This window comes from Acinetobacter sp. 778_lipA (assembly GCF_058242985.1).
Genome location: NZ_JBZAYT010000001.1, coordinates 1989556 through 2009146 on the forward strand (window position 1 = coordinate 1989556; position 19591 = coordinate 2009146).

The 19591-nt window shown below is 36.4% G+C and carries 20 protein-coding genes; 11 read left to right on the top strand and 9 right to left on the bottom strand.

What is annotated here, in order from left to right; translation table 11 throughout:
• The gene (locus AC4CUY_RS09370; RefSeq protein WP_336951317.1) at positions 1-474 is read right to left on the bottom strand and encodes an Rrf2 family transcriptional regulator; all 474 of its coding nucleotides are present in this window, start codon (positions 472-474) and stop codon (positions 1-3) included.
• A 150-nt stretch (positions 475-624) separates the two neighbouring features.
• Positions 625-1278 carry a hypothetical protein gene (locus AC4CUY_RS09375; RefSeq protein WP_490774014.1) on the bottom strand — a complete coding sequence of 218 codons (654 nt, stop codon included), beginning with the start codon at positions 1276-1278 and terminating at the stop codon, positions 625-627.
• Between the two features lie 267 nt (positions 1279-1545).
• Between AC4CUY_RS09375 and AC4CUY_RS09380 the strand changes: the two genes are divergently transcribed.
• The 3 genes from AC4CUY_RS09380 to AC4CUY_RS09390 all read left to right on the top strand — a co-directional run bounded on the left by AC4CUY_RS09380 (position 1546) and on the right by AC4CUY_RS09390 (position 4468).
• On the top strand, positions 1546-2031 hold the full coding sequence (locus AC4CUY_RS09380; RefSeq protein WP_419327510.1) for a phasin family protein: 486 nt from the start codon (positions 1546-1548) through the stop codon (positions 2029-2031).
• A 160-nt stretch (positions 2032-2191) separates the two neighbouring features.
• Positions 2192-2464: an HU family DNA-binding protein gene (locus AC4CUY_RS09385; RefSeq protein WP_004720620.1), complete on the top strand. Its 273-nt coding sequence runs from the start codon at positions 2192-2194 to the stop codon at positions 2462-2464.
• Between the two features lie 129 nt (positions 2465-2593).
• Positions 2594-4468 carry a SurA N-terminal domain-containing protein gene (locus tag AC4CUY_RS09390; RefSeq protein WP_419327512.1) on the top strand — a complete coding sequence of 625 codons (1875 nt, stop codon included), beginning with the start codon at positions 2594-2596 and terminating at the stop codon, positions 4466-4468.
• A 116-nt stretch (positions 4469-4584) separates the two neighbouring features.
• Here AC4CUY_RS09390 and AC4CUY_RS09395 read toward each other — a convergent pair whose 3' ends face one another.
• A complete protein-coding gene (locus AC4CUY_RS09395; RefSeq protein ID WP_490774015.1) occupies positions 4585-5505 on the bottom strand; it encodes a cupin domain-containing protein in 921 nt (306 codons plus the stop codon).
• A 191-nt stretch (positions 5506-5696) separates the two neighbouring features.
• Between AC4CUY_RS09395 and AC4CUY_RS09400 the strand changes: the two genes are divergently transcribed.
• The 3 genes from AC4CUY_RS09400 to AC4CUY_RS09410 all read left to right on the top strand — a co-directional run bounded on the left by AC4CUY_RS09400 (position 5697) and on the right by AC4CUY_RS09410 (position 9363).
• On the top strand, positions 5697-6914 hold the full coding sequence (locus AC4CUY_RS09400) for an alkane 1-monooxygenase (RefSeq protein WP_336951307.1): 1218 nt from the start codon (positions 5697-5699) through the stop codon (positions 6912-6914).
• A gap of 250 nt (positions 6915-7164) precedes the next feature.
• Positions 7165-7644, top strand: coding sequence for a winged helix-turn-helix transcriptional regulator (locus tag AC4CUY_RS09405; RefSeq protein WP_336951305.1), 480 nt, complete (start codon positions 7165-7167; stop codon positions 7642-7644).
• A gap of 420 nt (positions 7645-8064) precedes the next feature.
• Positions 8065-9363, top strand: coding sequence for a hypothetical protein (locus AC4CUY_RS09410; protein ID WP_490774016.1), 1299 nt, complete (start codon positions 8065-8067; stop codon positions 9361-9363).
• An 89-nt stretch (positions 9364-9452) separates the two neighbouring features.
• Here AC4CUY_RS09410 and AC4CUY_RS09415 read toward each other — a convergent pair whose 3' ends face one another.
• From AC4CUY_RS09415 to tusD, 4 genes are all read right to left on the bottom strand, one after another.
• Positions 9453-9764, bottom strand: a complete 312-nt coding sequence (locus AC4CUY_RS09415; RefSeq protein WP_004720607.1) for a TusE/DsrC/DsvC family sulfur relay protein — start codon at positions 9762-9764, stop codon at positions 9453-9455.
• 102 nt (positions 9765-9866) lie between these two features.
• Positions 9867-10151 (bottom strand): DsrH/TusB family sulfur metabolism protein, encoded by a 285-nt coding sequence (locus AC4CUY_RS09420; protein WP_154129734.1) that lies wholly within the window; start codon positions 10149-10151, stop codon positions 9867-9869.
• A 20-nt stretch (positions 10152-10171) separates the two neighbouring features.
• Positions 10172-10522 carry a hypothetical protein gene (locus AC4CUY_RS09425; RefSeq protein ID WP_354666840.1) on the bottom strand — a complete coding sequence of 117 codons (351 nt, stop codon included), beginning with the start codon at positions 10520-10522 and terminating at the stop codon, positions 10172-10174.
• Positions 10523-10565: 43 nt separating this feature from the next.
• A complete protein-coding gene (tusD, locus tag AC4CUY_RS09430) occupies positions 10566-10934 on the bottom strand; it encodes a sulfurtransferase complex subunit TusD (protein WP_490774017.1) in 369 nt (122 codons plus the stop codon).
• A gap of 69 nt (positions 10935-11003) precedes the next feature.
• On the opposite strand from tusD, the gene AC4CUY_RS09435 reads away from it, so the two are divergent.
• Together AC4CUY_RS09435 and fumC are read left to right on the top strand one after the other, a co-directional pair.
• The gene (locus AC4CUY_RS09435; protein ID WP_490774018.1) at positions 11004-12008 is read left to right on the top strand and encodes an SDR family NAD(P)-dependent oxidoreductase; all 1005 of its coding nucleotides are present in this window, start codon (positions 11004-11006) and stop codon (positions 12006-12008) included.
• Positions 12009-12164: 156 nt separating this feature from the next.
• Positions 12165-13559: a class II fumarate hydratase gene (fumC, locus tag AC4CUY_RS09440; protein ID WP_419329119.1), complete on the top strand. Its 1395-nt coding sequence runs from the start codon at positions 12165-12167 to the stop codon at positions 13557-13559.
• A 159-nt stretch (positions 13560-13718) separates the two neighbouring features.
• On the opposite strand, the gene AC4CUY_RS09445 is transcribed toward fumC, so the two are convergent.
• The gene (locus tag AC4CUY_RS09445; RefSeq protein WP_483769939.1) at positions 13719-14642 is read right to left on the bottom strand and encodes a metal-dependent hydrolase; all 924 of its coding nucleotides are present in this window, start codon (positions 14640-14642) and stop codon (positions 13719-13721) included.
• Between the two features lie 569 nt (positions 14643-15211).
• Here AC4CUY_RS09445 and cpaA point away from each other — a divergent pair.
• The gene (gene cpaA / locus AC4CUY_RS09450; RefSeq protein ID WP_490774019.1) at positions 15212-17008 is read left to right on the top strand and encodes a metalloendopeptidase CpaA; all 1797 of its coding nucleotides are present in this window, start codon (positions 15212-15214) and stop codon (positions 17006-17008) included.
• Positions 17008-17715, top strand: coding sequence for a metalloprotease secretion chaperone CpaB (cpaB, locus tag AC4CUY_RS09455; RefSeq protein WP_490774020.1), 708 nt, complete (start codon positions 17008-17010; stop codon positions 17713-17715). Before cpaA ends, cpaB begins: the two co-directional genes overlap by 1 nt.
• Before the next feature lie 129 nt (positions 17716-17844).
• On the opposite strand, the gene AC4CUY_RS09460 is transcribed toward cpaB, so the two are convergent.
• Positions 17845-18525: a hydrolase gene (locus AC4CUY_RS09460; RefSeq protein ID WP_056511050.1), complete on the bottom strand. Its 681-nt coding sequence runs from the start codon at positions 18523-18525 to the stop codon at positions 17845-17847.
• Between the two features lie 128 nt (positions 18526-18653).
• On the opposite strand from AC4CUY_RS09460, the gene AC4CUY_RS09465 reads away from it, so the two are divergent.
• Positions 18654-19550: a LysR substrate-binding domain-containing protein gene (locus AC4CUY_RS09465; protein WP_056511052.1), complete on the top strand. Its 897-nt coding sequence runs from the start codon at positions 18654-18656 to the stop codon at positions 19548-19550.
• The last annotated feature ends 41 nt before the right edge of the window (positions 19551-19591 follow it).

Sequence of the window (19591 nt, forward strand, 5' to 3'; positions counted from 1 at the left end):
TCAAATACCTGTAACCGATAAAAGGGCTGAATCAAGAGGTGCTGAATTTTGACGGACCGCAACGGTTTGTACATTGTCACGAGCGACTAAATCCGCAAGGGTGATTTTAGCTAAATAATCGGCAATATGGAGAGAGAGTTCTTGCCATAAATCGTGAGTTAAACACATTGCACCATTTTGGCAATTGCCTTTGTGGTCACAACGTGTCGCATCGACAGTTTCATTTACAGCTTCAATAATTTCTAAGACAGTAATTTCTTCAGCATGGCGCGCTAAGTGATAACCGCCATTTGCTCCACGAACACTTGAAACTAAGCCGTGACGCTTAAGCTTAGCGAACAATTGTTCAAGATAAGCGACAGATATCGTTTGGCGGTTTGCAATTTCTGCAAGCGTAATCGTTTGTTCAGGTGGCTGCAGTGCTAAGTCAAGTAGTGCAGTCACTGCATAGCGACCGCGAGTAGTTAGGCGCATGATTCGATACACATGTTTTAGACTAGATGTATGAATTTTATGAATCCTGACTAAAATAGTCAAGTATTTTTAATTTTAATTCTGACTAATTTAGTCAGAATTTATTACTTGAACAAAAAATGCGGGTAAATTTCAATTTTTGTTCAAGTTTTATGAAAATATTTGCCAAAGATTATACACGACTAATGCTATAAGTAGAAAGCCCAATACGCCTAAAGCCGTATATAAACGTTGTTGGTTGAGCTGCAAGCGTTTAACACGATTTTGATATTGTTTTACTTCAACTTGAAGTGTATTGATCTTAGAACGTTGCTGATCAATCTTTTCAAGCAAAGGAGCAATGCGTTTTTTTGATGCTTTTGTCTGGCTATCATCATCTGGATTGGTTAGCCATTGCTTCCAGTCTGAAAGCAATTTAGGTGCAGTTAAGTGTACAACGAGATCACGAAACTGTTCCTTGAGGAGGTTATCGCCATCCAGGCGCATTTTTTTCATGCTACGACGATTAGCAAAGACAAATATTTGGATGAAATCGATAAGTGTACTACTCACAGAAAGGTCAATGGCTTTTTCTGGAGGCTGTAAATCAAAAAGAATACCACGATCTGTAAATTGAACATAAAAGTCAAAATAAGGAATATAGCTATTCATTTTAATTGTAATCTGCTGTTCGACGAATTTTTTTGCCTGTAAGCGAACAACACGATCATGCTTTAATACAAAAGAATAAATGGTTTCCAATATAATCATGACAATGTTTAGCAACAAACGAGAATGACCTTGCTTTTGTTGCGATTCATTCATAAAAAATTCCTATAGCAAAAACAGAGAGTCCGATCTCTAAAAAATAAAACAATCTCATCCATGACATGAAACACAATATTTCAACAATGATATAAAAATTATCTTAATAAGCATTGTCGAATTGCCAAGTGTTCCTTAACATTAAAAACAATTACTTTGCTTTGTAGAACAGTTTAGCAAAAGGTTCAATAGTTTTATTTGATAATATAGCAATATTTTCTACCTAATTTGGTCATATGGGTCATTACACGCTGGAGTTTGGGGTAAATGGAGCAAGATATGAAAAAGAGTAACAAGGAACAACCTGATCTTTACCAAGATCAAAATGAATTTAATGAATCTCAAATAAAGCCTAGAAATCATAAAAAGTCAGCATTAGATTTCAGAAAATATACAAAACAAATCTGGTTGGCTGGATTGGGAGCGTTCTCAAGAGCGGAAGAAGAGGGCAACAAACTATTCGATTCCTTAGTCAAAGTGGGGGAGGAGCTGGAGTCCAAGACAGTTGAAGTCACTGATCAAACAGTCAATAAAGTAACTGAAAAAACCAAAGAATCTGTTGCAGAAACCAAAGATAAGGTTGAAAAGCTTTTAGATCAGAGTGTAAATCATTCATTAAATAGAATCGGTTTGGTAACTGCGAAAGATCTTCAGCATTTGGAAAGTTTGATACTGGAACTCCACAATAAGGTTGATGCGCTAGCAGAAGATAACCAAAACTTACGTGAACAATTGCTAAAAAAAATGAAATAATTACCTTTAATCCAAAAAAATCGTAAATTTTAGTCGTAATTTTTGTGAAAAGCGGGTTTGGAGTCTTGCGTTTCCCCCCAAAGCATTGCTATAAAGTCGTCATGGCCTTTGATCTACAGCCTTGGAACTTAAACAAACGATATAAGAGGACGTAATCTTCATGAATAAATCAGAATTAATCGATGCGATTGCAGAAAAAGGGGGATTGTCAAAATCCGATGCTGGTAAAGCATTAGATGCGACTATTGCTTCAATTGGTGAAGCGCTTAAAAAAGGCGATACAGTGACTTTAGTCGGCTTTGGCACATTCAGTGTTAAAGACCGTGCTGCTCGTACTGGCCGTAACCCTAAAACTGGTGAAGAGCTTCAGATTAAAGCAAGCAAAGTACCTAGCTTTAAAGCTGGTAAAGGCTTAAAAGACTCAGTAGCTTAATCTGAGCTTATTGAAAGCGCGCCTTCGTGGCGCGTTTTTTATGAAATATATTAAATTATCAGTGATTGCTCGTTCATTCATTTCACAATTTCAGTTAGAATCCTTACGAAATATAATATTGGAATACTCATGGAATCGTTTCGCACTCTCATAAGGGGCTGGTTTGGTAAAGTTCTCCTTGTGTTATTTTTAGCGCCATTTGCTGTGGTTGGTATTGAAGGCTATTTCAGCGGTGGGCAAAAAGCAGACGTAGCTAAAACTGTTAATGGTCAAGATATTTCTAAAAAAGAGTTAGAAACGGTTACAAAAGGCTATACAGATCAATTATTGGCAAATCCTGCTGTTCATGGGGATGAATCATTATTGAATAAAGAATTTATTGCAAATAAAGCACTTGATTATCTGATTAGCCAAAGTCTTTTAAGACAGCAAGCTGATAAATTGGGTGTGACTTTGAGCGATGCTCAAATTGAACAGAAAATTGCGCAAATTCCTGCCTTTCAGGAAAATGGTAAGTTTTCCAATACATTGTATGCAAACTATTTACGTTCACAGGGTTTAACAAGCCAAGCATTTATCCAAAATATTCGCCAAGATTTTGCTTTAAGCATTCTAAGTTCTACAATTTCAGATAATGCATTGATTAGTAAATTAGATATCCAGCAAATTGCCAATCTGCAATCTGAACAACGTGAATTATTTTTATCAAGCGTTAAACTTGATGACTATAAAACCAACGTTAATGTGACCAATCAGGAAATTACTGATTATTACAACAAGCATCAAAATAAGTTCAAACAAGTTGCTTCAGTGGATGTGGATTATGTGGTGTTAAGCCCTGCGGCATTGACACAGCCAAATGCTGCAGTGACTGATGCTGAATTACAACAGGCATATTCACAGTTTACAGAAAAATATAAGCAAGGTTTGAAACGAGATGTTAAACATATCCTGATTACAACTGATTCTCGTACGCCTGAGCAAGCTGCGACACTTGCAAATGAAGTGTATGCAAAAATTCAGGCAGGTATGTCATTTGCTCAAGCTGCTGCGCAATATTCAGAAGATCCTGATTCTAAGGCGAAAGGTGGTGCACTTGCTGCCTATGCGCCAGGTGCCTTTGGTGATGATTTTGATAAAGCTGTGAATTCAACAAGCAATGGTCAAGTCTCTAAGCCTGTTAAAACTCAATTCGGTTATCACTTGATTGAAGTGAATACACCCGTAGATTCAGTACCATCGTTTGATTCAAAAAAAGCTGAATTGACTGCTGAGGTTTTAAAGAATAAATCTGCTAACTATTTCTCTGACACTGTAAATAGTTTAAATGAGCAAGTGGTTAACAGTGATGCATTGGATGTAGTTTCACAAGCAGTTAAGACAGTTCAAATTCAATCTGCGAATAATGTGAATTTAACGACAACCAATCCAGTTCTTGCTGATCCTGCTGTTAAATCTAAATTATTTAATGAAGATGTGAAAAGCGGAAATACGACGGCTTCAAGTAACATCCAAACTGCCAACGGCGATGTGGTATGGGTTAAAGTTCGTAAGTATCACCCAGCAGGTATACAACCTCTAGCGCAAGCAACTGCACGTGTAAAAGCACAATTGATTGAACAAAAAGCGTTCGATGCTGCCCATGCAAAATTAAATGCCATGATTGCGGATTTCAAAAAATTACCAGCTCAAGAAGTTACTGCGAAATACCAATCTAATTTTGTCCATGCGGGAACATTTACGCGTTCACAAGGCCTTAAGCGTGAGATCGAGCGTGTTGCCTTTAGCCAGCCAGTACCTAAAGCAGGCATGTGGTCTGTCAGCACTGCCAAGCTACCAAATGAGTTAGTTGTTGTGGCTGTAGCGAATGTGAAAAAAGTAGACACTGCTCAGATGGATCCAGCTGAAATTCAACAACTTACGCAAATGTATCAGAAGTTCCGTGGTGAACAATTATTAGATGATTATTCGCGTTATTTAAAATCACAAGCAAAAATTAAATAATTGATCTTCTTGGATAAAAAAAGCGCCTCGGCGCTTTTTTTATGTGAAATTAAATATAAAATTAGTACAGGAGCTATATCAGTCAGATCTGATTAGCGTATGTCTTTAATCTTTTTTTAGATCTGATTGCGATATTGGCTTGGGCTAAGTTCAAATTGTTTCTTAAACGCCTGGCTAAATGCAGTTTCAGATGAATATCCCACTTGGTGGGCAATCTGTTGAATAGGCAGTTGTCCTTGTTTGATCAACTGACTGGCAAGACGTAAGCGATGCTGTTGCAAATAAGCTAAAGGTGTTTCACCAATAATTTGATTAAATAAGCTGGCAAATTTAGAACGTGACATACAACAAGTTTCAGCTAAGCTTTCTACGGTCCAACTCTGTTCTGGGCGACTGTGGATGGCTGCTAGTGCATTTGAAAGTTCTGGATGTACGAGGGCATTTAACCAGTTATTGTGATCTTGCATTTGCTCAATATAGTCACGCACACACTCAATCATCAAAATACTGACGACATGATCCATAATTTTATTTTTTCCCGCTATAGTTCTACGCGTTTCAGCAGAAACAAAATATAATCCAATTTTAAGCCATTCAGGCGCCTCATCACTCAAGGCATTTTGAATATGCAAATATGGTGGGAGTGCATTGATCAATGGGCGAGCCATGATTGCATTCATATGGCAACGTACAGAGAGGATTAATGTCTTCTCAGAACTTCCTTGACCAAATTCAATTGCGTCTTGTCTTAATCCATCAAAGAGTGATTCTATATTTAGGCTTTTAACCAACTGCGTGTCTAAGTGATTTTTTACAGTATGTGGTAAACCTGCTGGAATTAAAAACATATCACCGGTTTGTAGTGCAACATTCATTTTGGGTGGAAATTCTAAATAAGCATTTCCATACAGAACAATATGCGCGATCACGGCATCTTGTTTTGGGCTCTGAAATGACCAATCACCTTGAGCTTGAAGGTAAATATATTCTGAATGGTTGAGATGAATATCATCAAAAATTTTACTTAAAGCATCCATAGATTCAGTTCAAATTTCCTGTTCTCAAATAATAAAAATGTTTCATGCTATTAAAACATGTGCGCAAAGGACAAACTCTATGTTGAAGATGCCAAAGACTTTTTCATAGGTTTTATGGACGCTTACAACTGTCTTTAAGTTGAGTTTTACATAAATATATAACTAAGTAGAAAGATAGGGAAGATATAGCCATGAATGCACCAGTTCAACTGACAGAGCAGCAATTGCAAGAATTAAAACCAAAGTCAGGTTTGGCACTTGATAAAAAGCGTTATCTTTGGATGATTAGCCCATCACTTCCCGTGATTGGGTTAGGAATTTTAGCGGGATATCATGTTGCACCTAAGCCACTGAAAAAAGTTTTTGCATTGGGTGGGCCACTTGTACTGCATGTGATTATTCCAGCCATAGATTCATTGATTGGTAAGGATAAAAACAATCCGACCAGTGAAGATGTAAAATTACTTGAGCAAGATCCGTATTATTCACGTTTGGTCAAATCCTTTATTCCGATCCAATATGTCGCCAATGTTTATGCATGTTATTTGGTTGGACGTAAACAAACATCTCTTTTAGATAAGATTTTGCTTGGTGTCTCAATGGGTGCAATTAATGGTATTGCTATTAACACAGCACATGAGTTAAGCCATAAGCATGACCGTATGGATCATATTTTATCGCATTTAGCATTGGTTCCATCAGGTTATAACCATTTCCGTATCGAACATCCTTATGGACACCATAAACGCGCTGCTACACCTGAAGATCCAGCTTCATCGCAAATGGGTGAAACGCTTTATGAGTTTTTACCACGTACCGTCATTGGTTCATTTAAATCAGCGATTGAAATTGAAACCAATCGTCTTAAACGTAAGGGCCTTGGATTTTGGTCTAAAGATAATGAGTTATTGCAAGGCTGGACAATGACCGCAGCATTCCATTCATCTATGGTTGGGTTATTCGGTAAAGGTATTTTGCCTTATTTGGTAACTCAATCAGCTTATAGTATTACGTTGTTTGAGATCATTAATTATATTGAGCATTATGGTTTGTTGCGCCAAAAAGATGAAAATGGCAAATATGAACGCACAATGCCTGAGCATAGTTGGAACAATAACAACATCGTAACGAATTTATTCTTGTATCAGTTACAACGTCATTCAGACCATCATGCCTTTCCGACACGCCCATTCCAAGCGTTACGTCACTTTGATGAAGCACCTGAATTGCCAAGCGGTTATGCAAGTATGCTGTTGCCAGCGATGATCCCGTCGTGGTGGTTTAAAATCATGGATAAGCGGGTATTTGATCATTACAAGGGTGATTTAAATAAGGCCAGTATTTATCCAAAACGCCGAGCAAACATTTTCAAAAAATTTGGGGTCGTGGACAAATTGTTGAATAAATAAAATTTAATTTTAAGATAAAAGCCCAGAATTGGGCTTTTATTGTTTTTGAGCATTAAAAAATATCCCAGCATTTTAAATGTTGACTAACGCTACTTTTAGTTGTGAGTCATCCTTGTTAAAGCATAAGCACTTGTAACTCAATTTCAATGAATGTAAAAAAAATCCCTGAAATACTATCTTTCTTTTTCTGTTTATTTCATAGTATTCATTAATGGTATTTTAAATTTACAAATGTAATTTGGAACTTCGTATGAAATGGGAAGAAATAGGCAATCAACCGTGTTCAATTGCGCGTACATTATCTGTATTGGGTGATCGATGGACCATGCTTATTTTACGTAATGCTTTTATGGGTTTACGTCGTTTTGATGATTTTCAAGAAAATTTAGGTGTGACAAGACATGTATTGTCTGAACGCCTAAAACGTTTGGTTGAGCATGAAATATTGGTTAAAGTGGCTTATGTAGATCGACAAGAGCGTTATGAATATCGCTTAACTGATAAGGGTTTAGATCTATATCCTATTTTATTAACCATGGTGGCATGGGCGGATAAATGGATGGATGAGGGGCTGGGTGCGCCTATGGTGTATCAACATAGCGTCTGTGGACATGAGTTTACTCCGATATTGGTATGTTCAGAATGTCAGCAGGCTGTGAATGCGAGACAGGTGAAGCCAATCGTTACGTCTGCGTTTTTCCAATACTTAGCGCAGAAAAAATTAGCTTGATTGCTATTCCTTAGATGATTTTTAATATTTATCATGAATTAATTTTAGATTAAGTTGTTGGTAAATATCATAAAAATCTAAAAGCAGGTGCACTCATTATCTTAAGTGTTTGTGAGAATGTTTAGATGAAGCTTTGCAAGTAATTTGAACTTTTAATTACTTATATTGTTTTTTGATTTTTGTTAACAAGATATAAAATATGTGATTGTTCAATTTAAAAAATATATAATTTAAATTAATAAGTAAAAGTATGAAAAACAGTAACTGTAATCTTAGTTTAGAAAATAAGGATTATTGCTTGATAAAGAATAGAGCGATTTTTTAAACAGATAATTTTGATCAAGTCATTCACTTTTATATACTTATTTAACTGATGCAAAATTTTAATAATTTATAAAATATTTAATATGGAGTAATCGAATGGGAATTGGTTCAAGCCCAACAGTCGGAAGTACTTGTGATACGTGCCTACAGAAGTTTACGATTCATTTTCGAAGATGTGAAGATAACATATATGATGGAAGTTATGGTTTTGATTGGTACAGACCTGAATACTTTAAAAAATTAACCAACTATAGACCGAATGCAGCAACAAAATTTGGAAACAAAGTTGCTTTAGTCAGTGGTTCGATACAATCATTAAAAGCGACATATACTCAAGACCAAATTACCAAAATTAGCCCATTTGGCACAGAATATATCCCTGCATGGTTAGCAATGTACCCAAGCTCACAGGAGGATAACAATAGTTCTAACCCTGTCAATCAAGGGGTTAGGCTTAATTTAGAGTTGAGACTATTAGATTCAGAAAATAATTTTTCATTAAAAAATGATGGAACAAAGATTAAGTTTGAAGTTTCAAATCCGAATATTATTATTGAACCAGCAGAGTTCAGTGTCGAAGATTTTATTTACGCCAAAAAAATGACGCGAGATTTAGGCGAAGATACTAAAAGAGAAGAAGAGATTTATTATTTAGCTTCAGAAATAGTGAATATTAAGTGCACAGGTGCTTTGCAAAAACATGAAGAAATCATTGTAACAGCAATAAAAGGAGAGACCCAAGAGAAAGTTGGGAAGCTAATGCTTTATCATAATGCTGTGATTCCTACTATATCAGTTATCTTTGTAGACGTTATAACTGATGGAAAAAAACCAAGCCGTTCACATGATTATGAAAATTTTTTAAAGCATAACTCATTTAACCAAGCTTTAATTAATGTAGAAATAAAAAATGCCCCAACATTTGATTTAAACAAATATCGTAGCAAAGACGATGATGTTAATATATCTTTGAATAAATTAAATATAAATGACACGGGTTATTTTTTAAGTGACTTAACTAAGTTTTATAAAAAATATCAAGATAAAAACTTAGCGACTAAAAATTATGTTTTCGTCACAACTGTAGAAATAAAGAATGCAGTTGGTGCTGGTGGTGACAGCGTTACTTTATTTAACTGTCCTCAAAATATATTTAATCAAGTCGTGGTACATGAATTAGGGCATCGTTTTGGATTAGATCATTTGTTTGAATCACAGAAAATTACAGCCAAAGGATCGAGCTTTCAATTTATACAGGGTACTACAGCTAATTTTTTAGATTATGATCATTCGGATGGCGTAAATTTAAAAAATAAAACTGCAGTCAATCCAAATCAAACACTAAAATATTTTTTCAAATACCAATGGGATTTGCTCAGGAAGAAAGTGAAATAATTTATGCTATCGCCAGTTTAGATATTTACTCGCTATATTGATGGGTTTGATCTCATATTGAATTAAACGAATCAATTTTTATGGAGTGATCACAAACAATTTGCAGGTTTAGGGATACCTGCCAAACGGCTTAAATGGCGGGCAACCAGTCCTGTATTAAACTTGTCTTGTAGAACAGCATTATCAATTGCTGGATTGATCGTTTTCATTAAAAATTTAATCAGTGGACGAGTCGCAGGAGAGTGGCCAAACTGGGTATAAAATTGACGTACTGCATGCAACACTTCAAAATGCCATGAGGTCAGTTGTAGATCTAAACTTTGTGCCAACTCTTGGGCAACCTGTTCATTCCAAATGGTGTAGTCTACTAAATGACCATCTTGGTCTAACTCAAAGCTCATAAAACAACCTAAACAAAAATAATCTAAACAATCTAACTTTTGATCGACAAAACATAAAAGATTGATTTTTAAAAAATCGAAGATAATTGACAACCTAGCCCACTATTTTAAACTGATACAACGGCTAAAGTCTAAAACTAGCTGTGCAAATTGTGGGTAAGAAATTGATTTAAAATTTTCAGGAATGGATTCAGATAAAATCTCAGCATCATTTTCAAGAAGATAAAGATTCTGTTTGTTTGTTAAGCGCTGATCTGCTGCAAACAGTACCGCATCACCCATTAAAACAACGTGATCATGAGAACCATACAGTTGATCTAACTGATTCAATATATGGTCTGTATGTATAAAAGAAGATTGAATTAAATAAAGCGTTTTATCTGACATTTAAACTTTCCATCCATAGCTTACCAATACAACACATGATCAAAAGACTGAATAAATTCAGCATTCAGTTCTACAAATTCCAACTCTTGTTGTGATTGAGTAACAAAAGTCGAAGATTTATTCATATTTTCTACTAAAACTGGTGTTAAATCATAGAATTCAAAGCTATCGACCAGATTTGAAGCAAGCTTAAATACGTGATTTAATTGGTCAAAAGCCATTTCTGATTTAAGTAGGCTTAATCCAGCGTCTTTAAGTAACACTTTGACTTTACAGCCAAAAGTTGCAAGCACCATGGTTGCTGACAAGCTTTCATGTATCTGCAATGTATTTAAATTTGCTTGAGTTATCACAACGAGCACAGTATTCACACAAATTACCTTTTAAATGCAACACGCTAATGGGATGATCAACTTAGAATTGAATGATACGATCTGTAGATTGAACAGCATCTGCAAGTTCGCCTAAACCCACAAGCTCAAAGCCTTTTGCAAGATTATCGGCTGGAATTTCGTGACGTTTGGCATTCTCTTGATCTGTTATCCCCCGCGCTAATGCAGCACTCACACAGACAGGAAGTCGAATTGAGAGTTTTTGCCATTCTACAGATAAATTACGTTGATCGTCAGGAACCCATTGCAAGTTGTTCGCAACTTGTACACCATCTTGATAAAAGAAAACACGAAATTCTTGATCTTCAGCTTGCAGTGCCTGCGCTAAACCCAATGCATGCCATGCATGAATTGAAGTCGGTGCTGCGGTGATTAGTAATAAAGTACTCATTTGATGGCGATTCACTTGGAGAATGGACAGTTTGCAACATTCAAACTTGATAATGATAGGTAGTATACAATGATTTTAGTGACTGGTGGTTTAGGCTTTATAGGCTCGCATGTGGTTTTAAGTTTGCTAGCTCAAGGGCAAGCGGTCGTCATTGTGGATAATCTAGCCAATGCCAATCTGCAATGCTTAGAGCGCTTAGAATTTATTACAGGAATGTATATTCCCTTTGTCAAAATTGATATTCGTAATACTCCCGCTTTAAATAAAGTATTTGAACAATATTCAATAGATACCGTTGTGCATTGTGCGGGATTTAAGTCCATTGAAGAGTCAAATCTAAAACCACTTGAATATTATAATGACAATCTCAGTTGTATTATGAGTTTATTACGCGCGATGCAGCGTACCGGTGTCAGAAATTTGGTACATCTTTCTAGCCTTATGGTTTATGCGCAATCAAGTTTAGAGCTGAATGAACAAACCGCATTTAATTATAGTTACCCTAATCCTTATATAAAATCTCAGCAAATGATTGAAGAAATCATTAAAGACACATTTAAAACTGACGAAGAATGGAAAATTGCCATTTTAAGGGTTTCAAATGTTGTCGGTGCATTTGAGCATGGTGTCTTGGGGGAGTTTGTTGTACCACTTCCTAAAAATGTTGTCCCTTTGGCTCTACAAGTTGCGGCTCAGCAACGTGATCTGATTGAAGTACAACGTAATTCAGATACTCAGGATAAAACGACTGAGCGTAGCTTTGTACATGTTCTTGACCTATGTGAAGCAATTAGATCCACTATTCTTTGGCTACATGAGCAGGGCAATGTTTACCAAAGTTTTGATATTTCAGGTCCTGTCAGTTCGATACAGAACTTGATTCACTTGATCGAAGAGGTTACGTCAAGTCAAATTCATCAAATTGATGCAGTTTATAAATTAGATGAACTGGATCAGGTTGCATCTACCAGCAAAAAAGCATTCGAGGTTTTAAAATGGAAAGCTCAGCGCTCACTTAAACAAATGATCGAAGATGAATGGCGTTTTTATCAAAATACTTTAAATAATCGGTAAAAATCCAGAATAGATGATTATTGCAAATAATTATCATTTACATGTTTAATTGATTTGTTTAGCATAATCGCTTCGCTGAAGCTGGTGTTTTTACGCAGATGTTGTCAAAACAAGCTTTAACTTGAAAATAAGATATGGACGAAGAAGAGGTTGAAAATGCAAACACGTATTGAACATGACACAATGGGCGATGTTGAAGTCCCAAGCGAAGCAATGTGGGGTGCACAAACTCAGCGAAGCGTAGAAAACTTTAAAATTGGTACAGAACATATGCCACGGCCGATGATTCGAGCGATGGGTCTGGTCAAAAAGGCAGCAGCAATAACCAATGCCAGCTTAAATCAAATTCCGCATGATCTGTCACAGTATATTGTCGATGCTGCAGATGAGGTGATTTTAGGGAAATGGGATTCACAATTTCCGTTGGTGGTTTGGCAAACAGGTTCCGGTACGCAAAGTAACATGAACTGTAATGAAGTCATTGCCAATATTGCCAATCAAAAGTTGGGTAATCCATTAGGTTCACAAAAGCCTGTGCATCCGAATGATCATGTCAATCGCGCACAATCTACGAATGATTCATTTCCAACAGCGATTCATGTGGCTGCTGCAGTTCAAATCAATGAGTTGCTTATTCCAGCAGTAAAACGCTTACGAGATACTTTAAATCGCAAATCAGAAGAGTTTGACGATATTGTTAAGATTGGTCGTACTCATTTACAGGATGCAACACCACTTACATTAGGACAGGAATTCAGTGGTTATGTATCACAACTGGATCATGGACTAAAACGTTTACAACAGGCTTTGGTGTGGCTCTATGAGTTACCACTTGGTGGCACAGCTGTTGGTACAGGTTTAAATGCGCATCCTGAATATGCAGACAAAGCAGCGGAAGAATTAGCCAAACTGACGGGGTTACCATTTATAAGTAATCCCAATAAGTTTGAAGCTCTTGCTGGTCGTGATGCTGCTGTATTTGCTTCTGGCTCATTGAAAACCTTAGCTGCAAGTTTAAATAAGATTGCCAATGATATACGCTGGTTAGCAAGTGGACCACGTTGTGGTTTGGGTGAGTTACGTATTCCTGAGAATGAACCAGGTTCAAGCATCATGCCTGGTAAAGTCAACCCAACCCAATGTGAAGCAATGACAATGGTGGTTGCGCAAGTCATGGGGAATGATACAACGATTAATTTTGCTGGTGCAGCGGGGAATTTTGAACTGAATGTTTATATGCCTGTGATTGCATATAATCTTGTTCAGTCGATTCAATTGCTTGGTGATGCGTGTAATAGTTTTGATGAACACTGCGCCGTAGGTATTGAACCAAATCGTGAAAAAATTGATTATTTCTTACATAATTCATTAATGTTGGTAACAGCATTGAATCCTGTGATTGGTTATGAAAATGCGGCTAAAGTTGCCAAAACGGCTTATAAAGAAGATAAGACTTTAAAAGAAGTTGCGATAGAACTTGGTTTTGTTACAGCTGAACAGTTTGATGAAGTGGTACAACCTGAAAAAATGGTACGTCCAAACACGAAATAAGGAGCTGTAAACGACTATACTTTTGATGATTCATTTAGAAAGCATCAGTCGTCTAAAAAAGCACCTTAAGGTGCTTTTTTAGACTTTGGAGGGGGTATAAGACTTACATTAACCATGTTTCTCGCTAACTTTATGGTCGCTCTATTTTGTTATGAGCCTCTAATTGAGCGCCGTTTTCTCAAAATATTGAACAGCAGGTGAACGTGACATATAAGCTAAAGCCTGCTCAGTATCACCTTCATGAATTGGGTTAAACTTTGGAGATGTCCAACGTAGAGTGGCTTTCCATAAATATTTAATGGTTGGTAGGTGATCTGTTTTCGTTGCGGTTTTTTCAAACTCTCGAATAAAAGAAAAGAATCCACGGCGCATTAATTTTTGAATGTGTTGATGTTCAGTATCTTGTTGTCCAAGACTGCGAGCAAAATCAACAAGGAAATAAATAAAGAGTGGAAAAATTCCCATCATGATGAGTTGTCTGGAAACATAAAAACCTAATTTTTGTTGTAATAAATGCTCAAACAAATCATAAGCGACACAACGATGTTCTACTTCTTCAGCGAGATGCCAGCGGAATAAATCAGCCATGGCTGGATCTGCTTTATCCCAAGATTTGCTATCCAGCGTCCATTGCCCAATCGTACCTGTAAAATGCTCGATCGCTGCAATGACACCTACACGAAAGATTAACCAATATTCGTCAAATTTCTTTACTTTTAAAAATGGAATTCCTAATGGTTTGTCACCTAATAAAATGTTGAAAACAAGATGGGCACGATTTAATGGTTCTTGTATGTCATAGCCATTTTCTCTTAAAAAATCTTGTACTTTTTCATGTGCGCGTGCATGTGCAGCTTCTTGACGGACAAAGCCAATAACCTCTTGTTTTAATTTTTTATCTGTAATATGTGGAAGGGTTTTATTAAATACTCTACAGAACCAAAATTCACCGGCAGGCAAAAGCATATTAATACCATTGGCGATATGTGAACATAATGGATCATCTGGCATCCAACATACAGAAGACTCAGAAAAATCGAAATATACTTTTCTTGCTTTAATTTGATGACTTTCCGTGATCATTGTGGTTATCCAACATGAAACTGTTAAACGATTAAAAGTTTTTACCATTTAGAATAATTTGCGACCATATCCTTTAGGGACACTTTTTTTATGATTTTTATTCTTTTGAGTAGGAAATATTAATTTAAGGGTTTAATTTTATATTTTAAATCATTGATATTATTATTTTTTAAATTGTAAATCTAGAAAGTTAAGATGTGATAATTAATGTGGATGAAATGATATAAAATAATTTTAATGGGGTGAATCAGCTATAAAAATATCAAATTTCTATCTTTTAACACTGAGATTTAAACACATTGATTATTCAATAAAAAGAATGATAGTTCACGAATTATTGATTGATTTATATTGATGATTTTACTAAATTTTATTTTTAAATCACTGCATTTTTTTGGATGTTATTTTTAATTTTTTTTATATATCAAATATTTGAAATTTTATAGCGCTTGGGGTTGTTATTGGTTTTATTGGTTTTATAGATTTTATTAACAATTTTTAATTTTATTTTTCAATAAAAATTAATTTATAGTGTCAGCTCAACTTTATAATATTGACTCAGGTATAACATGAATAAAAGAAAAGTTATTACAGTCTTCATTACAAGTGGCATGGTCACTTTTGCCATAGCCGCAACCACACTATCACCAAACCAGAATAACCAGAGTGGAATCATCCCAACAGGCTATGATGATCTGATATTTAGTGTATCTAATGGCAATTGGGTGAAGAATATTGCCTTACCGAATGTAGCAAAAGAAGGTGCCTTAATTACAATTCAATCAACTGCGGGTTATGACAGTGATATTGATTTAAGTAATGTAAATATTGAAAAAAAAGGCGTTCTCACGCTAAAGTCTGGAAACAGTTATCGTTTTAAATTTAGTAATGGAAAATGGGAGTTTTATGCGCCTGAAACTGCCAATTTTACGCCTGAAAAAAATGGCAATACTATTCCAGTATTTCAACAATCACAGGCTCAATATGTTGTAAGTGATGCTGCTTGGACTGATATAATTCATTTACCGCAAACAGGTCAGAATGGCCAGATTCTTGTGGTTAAGTCCAATGCGCTTAAATCCTCAAAAATTAATTCACAAAATGCTTTATTTCCGAGTACATTGGTTGTCAATAAAAATGATGCATATATCTTTCAATATAATCAAGAACTGAGTAAATGGGTTCCACTGTCTGTTCCGACACGTATTATCAACGTGATCAATGGTAATACTGCGGCATTAAATACCGCTTTGCAAAATTTAACTGCACCTAAAACAGAAATTCGTTTTGCTGATGGGGCGTGGGTGTCTTCATTAAAATTACCGCAAACAGCAAACGACCGAGATCGTATCATTGTTAGCTCAACTGCAAGCTGGCAATCAGTGATTGAAAATGAAAATACCAATACCACCGCAACCCTAAAAATCAACAAGGGCAATCGTTATGAGTTCATTTATATTGCAGATAAATCGTATTGGGTGTTGGCTTCGTCTCCTAAAACTGTATTCACTGCAAACACCGCTGCACAAGGTTTTACATTTAAAACCCCTGTTGTTGAAATAACCGCTGATAATGCACAATGGGCACCTGTTGTAAATTTGCCAGCGGCTCAGTCGGGTGACAAGGTCATCGTATCTAATTCTGCGGATACAGTGTTTACAGTTTCAGGTAGCAACATTAGTGCAAGTTTGAAAAAAGGCGATAAAATCCGTTTGATATTCAACAATGGGGTTTGGAACACCGATAGCTATCAGATTGATCTATTGCTTGTGAATAGCCCGGTAGTCAATGACAAACTCGGTGCAACTGCTGCAAAAATTCAAGCCCGTGAAGCACTTAGATTAACCAATGAAGCGCTTGAAAACTCGCAAGCAAAAGCCTACTACAAAGAAGTCGGATACTTGGATTATCGAATCCCTGGAACGACACTCGGTGATGCGATTAATTTAGGACGTTCAGATGCCACCGTACAAGCGGAAAGAACCAGAACAGGTGCTGATGCGATATATACCATTACAGATCATTCTGGTTGCGGTCTCGCCTATGTAAATAGCACACCTAGCAAGTACAACATGATCGGATCACATAACTATGGTTGTGGTATCACTGCAATGCGGCATGAGTTAGGGCATAACATGGGGCTAGGACATAGTTTTGATCGAACCACAGGTTATAACTGGGGATTTGGTCATCCTTTAGGCAGTACCATTATGGGTGGAAATCAAATTGGCTTATATTCAAGCCCAGATATCTATAGTCCTGAATATGGCGTGCGTTTAGGTGAAACTGACAAATTTGATGGCTTAAGAAAAATTAATGAGAATGTTGAAGCTATTTCAAAATTTTTAGTTGCGGTTAATCCATAATGAATAAACGGATATATCTCATTATTTCCGTTGTTTTAACTGTTTTGGTGGTTTCTTTGTTGGTTTGGTTCATCTCAGGTCAACAGGAGACAGCTGATACAGCTAAAGCGATTGCGTCTAAACAAAATGAACAAATCGATCAAGTGAATTCACCGAAACTAAATGCAAATCTTACTGAAACACAAGTATTGCAACGTATAAAAGACAGCCATGCTCGCCGTAAACTTGTAACGCTGGATGAGGACAAATTACGTGCAGGGATTTTCAATCAACAGATGTTCAATTTGAGTACTGTCGATACGGTGTCTATGCATAATCCCGTTCCTTTGACAGATGCACAAAAAAAAGATGGGCGAATATTTCTGAGGAATGATCTATATACCTTAGAGGCGAAGAATGTCGGCGATCAAATCGTGTTTAATGTGTCAGGCTATGGTTTAAACAGACGGGCTGTTATAGAACGAATAGAAGTAGATCCAGGTGAAGATATTGTTAGTTGGTCAGGCTCTCTAGAAGGAGGAGATCAAAATAATGAGAAGTTTCATATTACTCAAACCATTAAAGACAATTTTACCATGGGCACGATTACAGCAGATGGTAAAACCTATACCATTTTGATGAAAAATGGCTATGGATGGGTCAATGACGTTGCCAATGAATCTGCCGCACTTGAGGCAGCGGAAAAGGAGACGGATCATGTACATTAATTTTTTTAATCTAAAGACATGATTTATTCTCTAAACCTGAAGTAGCAATAAAATGAAAATAGTAATTACAGCGTCATAACAAAGATTTAGACACCTCGAAAGGTGTCTAAAATCATCATTTATTTAAAATTATTTACGTACTGAATCAAGTACTTCTTTGTTTGTCACAACTTCTTGTGCTTTTGAATAACTTTCAATCAGTAATTGATAAGCAGGGAAGATTTGAGTGTACACTTGAGCCCATTCAGCAGCATCTTCACGGTTCCAAGTTTGTTGAATTTCTGAAGCAACCGCCGCTGTATCCATCGGTACCGCACCTGCTTGAACCACACGCGCTAAGGTAATTTCTTGTGCCATTTTGCTATACGTACCTGATGCATCAACCACAACAAAAACTTTATAGCCATCAGCAATTGCACTAATCGCTGGAAATGCCATACATACACTGGTAATCGTACCCGCAATAATCAGGGTCTTTTTACCTGTTGCTTTAACCGCTTCAACGAACTCTTGATTATGCCAAGCATTAATTTCACCTTTACGTGCGACATATTTTGCATGGGGCGCATTTGCGTGTATTTCAGGAATAAGTGGGCCATTGGGGCCTTGAGGAACTGAGGCCGTGGTAATGACAGGAATGTTTGATAATGATGCTATTTTCGCTAAGGCTGCTGCGCGTTGGCGTAGTTCTGTCATTGGCATATCAGCAACGGTTTGAAATAAACCACTTTGATGATCAATTAACAGCATAACGGAATCATTTACATCAATCACTGGGGCTTGGCCATTAAAATTAGCTGGAGTAGACATTTTATATATCCTTAGTTAAGCAATCATTTGCTGTTTTTAATACTAACAGTAGGACAAACATTGAATTATGCTATTTATATGACATATTGTCTTATGTAGAGAACAGTTGCGATATTTAAGGGGATATGATGAAAGACTTAAATGACCTGTATTATTTTACCAAAGTGATTGAATATGGCGGCTTTTCAGCTGCAAGTAATGCGTTGGGCGTGACCAAATCATTGTTAAGTCGAAGAGTTGCGGAATTGGAAAACCGTTTAGGAGTAAAACTACTCAATCGAACCACCAAAAGAATTTCGATTACAGATGTCGGGAACATATATTTACAACACTGTAAAGCAATGCTTGTGGAAGCTGAATCAGCTGATGAGGCAATCGCACTGTTAAGCGCAGAGCCGACTGGAATTGTAAAAATTTCTTGTCCTACAAATTTATTGCATATTAATGTCAGTAAAATGTTGAATAAATTTTTAGCACGTTATCCGAAAGTTAAATTGCATGTGGAAGCGACAAATAGAAAGGTAGACTTGTTTAATGAACGTTATGACGTTGCAATTCGAATCAGACCCTTACCTTTAAAAGATAGTGATTTGATTGTACGTAGCCTATCCATTTCAAAACAATTTATTGTCGCAAGCCCTGATTTGTTGAATCAAAATTTCTTGATTAAAACACCAGGAGAATTAACAAGATTGCCTATTTTAATGATGGAGTCTTTGTCCTTTGAATATCATTGGGATCTTTATAATTCTAATAATGAATTATATGTGGTTAAGGATGAGCCGAGGCTAACCACTACTGATTTAAGTGCATTGCATTTAGCGACCTTAGATGGCTTGGGAATTGCAAAACTACCGGAATTAATTATTGCTGAAGACTTAAAAGCGGGCAGGCTAGTTAAAGTGATTCCTGAGTGGGAACCGATGCCAGAGCTTATTCATTTGGCCTATACTTCTAGAAGAGGTCTATTACCATCGGTAAAAGCTTTAATCGAGTTTTTGGTCACTGAGTTTGACCAGGTTTAGTTCTTTACAAGAATCAGCTTTATTCGCCCACCAGAATCTTT